A 1,876-nucleotide genomic window follows, 5' to 3' on the forward strand; every position below is an offset into this window, starting at 1 on the left:
CGCCTGCTCGGCTCGATCGCCTCCTCGGCACCCTATCTGACGCGCAAGTTCATCGAACCGCGCTTGATCTTCAGGGAAAACGTCCCGGGGCAGTAATGCGAAATGGCTTGGCTAAACCGGGTTTCCGGATTTGTACGATAATTGGCACGGCAAATCTGCACAGCAGCTATGCAAGTTTCTTTGTTGCCGAATCGTTGGGCAACTCGTAGGTTCTGGTTGTCGGCCATCTACTCCTCCCAGATGCGATGCCGACGCTGAATGGGGTGCACCTCCTCCCGCGCCACATTCGAAAATCGAGCCCGCTGCCACCTCCTCCCGGCAGCGGGCTTTTTTCGTTTGGCCGACAGGGATGACGGCACAGCGACACCAAAGCGCGCCCAGTCATCACGCGATGAATGGCGCACATGGACAGGCGACAGGTCACCTCAACCGGCGGCGGCGCCCCTGAAAGAAACGATCAATCCTTCAGCCATGCGCACGAACTGCGTGCTCGGACCTTCCGACCCCACGGTCTGCACGCTAACCCGCGCGCCCTCGAGCAGAAGCGACAGCGTATCGGCGAGCAGTTCAGCCTGGCCGATGCCCGCATCCCGACATAGCGTCACAAGGCGCTCGCGCTGGGCTTCCTTGAGCTCCTTGATCACCAGCCTGGCCGGATGGTCCGGCTCGGTCAGCTCAGCGGCGGCGTTGGCCATGTCGCAGCCGCGCCCATCCGCATTGAGCATGGCAGCCGCCTTGCGAACCCAGGCATGCAGCTGGGCAAGCTTGTCACCAGGAAATTCGGCCTCGAACGCATCCCACATAGCGCCCGCCTTGGCCGCATTGGCGCGCAGGCATTCGACGATCAGTTCGTCCTTGGATTCGAAGTGACGATAGAGCGTCATCTTGTTCGTGCCGGCAGCTTCGGTGATGGCGTCGACGCCGACACCCTTGATGCCATGCTTGTGGAACATGTCGCGTGCCGTCTCCAGGATCCGATCCCGGGGACGAGAGCGCTCCACGATGCCGTCTGCCATCATGATCTCCTTTCGTTTCCAAAAAACCCTCGGCCACCTCTTGACTAGGGTGTTACCGGTCTGTAACTTCCAGAATGTTACTTACTGGTAACACCTATATCGTCCACCGTCAATAACAAGGCCGTGAACTGGCCCTGCCGACGAGAGGGACAAGAAACTGCCAATCATGCGGCCTCGGCCGGTGAAAAGATGAAAACGGTTCGCGAGCACGTGCTGCGAATCGACAGACAAGGAGCCGGCCAATGCCACAGCGCCGCGATCTTACCATAGATGAAGCCGTCCGGGATCCGATGATCCGGCTGGTCATGAGAGCCGATGGCGTCGACCCGCGCGCCTTCGAGACGATGCTGCGCTCGCTTGCCGATGCGCAGCGCAACGAGGTGCCGTTGCTGCATTCGCGGGACGACCTCGGTGACAAGCGCGGTCAAAGACTGTCCAGCGTCGCCAGCGCCTTCGGGCGGGCAAGAGCAGCCGGGGAGGCTTGCGTCTCGTGGTAAACTTTTTCATCCACCGTCCGATCTTCGCCTCGGCGATCGCCATCATCATGGTGCTCGCCGGGTCGATTTGTTATTTCCTGCTGCCCGTCTCGCAGTTTCCCGACATCACGCCGCCGCAGGTCGTGGTCAGCGCCCACTATCCAGGCGCCAGCGCGCAAGTGGTGGCCGATACGGTGACGACGCCGCTGGAGCAGCAGATCAACGGCGTGCAAGGCATGACCTACATGTCGTCGACGAGCTCCAATGACGGCTCCTCGACCATCACCATCACCTTCGATGTCGGCTATTCGCTGAGCACCGCCGCCGTCGACGTGCAGAACCGCGTCTCGCAGGCCGCCTCGTCGCTGCCGGCGATCGTCAACC

3 protein-coding genes are annotated in these 1,876 nt (G+C 61.4%); 2 read left to right on the forward strand and 1 reads right to left on the reverse strand.

Annotation, left to right across the window (positions count from 1 at the left end):
* Positions 1-425: 425 nt before the first annotated feature.
* Positions 426-1,016: a TetR/AcrR family transcriptional regulator gene (locus EN939_RS32420; protein WP_127270239.1), complete on the reverse strand. Its 591-nt coding sequence runs from the start codon at positions 1,014-1,016 to the stop codon at positions 426-428.
* Between the two features lie 242 nt (positions 1,017-1,258).
* Here EN939_RS32420 and EN939_RS32425 point away from each other — a divergent pair, with 242 nt between their 5' ends.
* Positions 1,259-1,513, forward strand: coding sequence for a hypothetical protein (locus EN939_RS32425; protein ID WP_127270242.1), 255 nt, complete (start codon positions 1,259-1,261; stop codon positions 1,511-1,513).
* Positions 1,507-1,876: efflux RND transporter permease subunit (locus EN939_RS32430; RefSeq protein WP_206528398.1), on the forward strand; the 370-nt coding region annotated here is incomplete at its 3' end. The genes EN939_RS32425 and EN939_RS32430, both read left to right, overlap by 7 nt.

Source organism: Mesorhizobium sp. M7A.F.Ca.CA.002.05.1.1, assembly GCF_003998335.1.
GTDB lineage: Bacteria > Pseudomonadota > Alphaproteobacteria > Rhizobiales > Rhizobiaceae > Mesorhizobium.

Bases quoted from the DNA above. Each gene is read 5' to 3' on its own strand.
- EN939_RS32420 (WP_127270239.1), bottom strand. From the start codon at position 1,016: ATGGCAGACGGCATCGTGGAGCGCTCTCGTCCCCGGGATCGGATCCTG.
- EN939_RS32425 (WP_127270242.1), top strand. From the start codon at position 1,259: ATGCCACAGCGCCGCGATCTTACCATAGATGAAGCCGTCCGGGATCCG.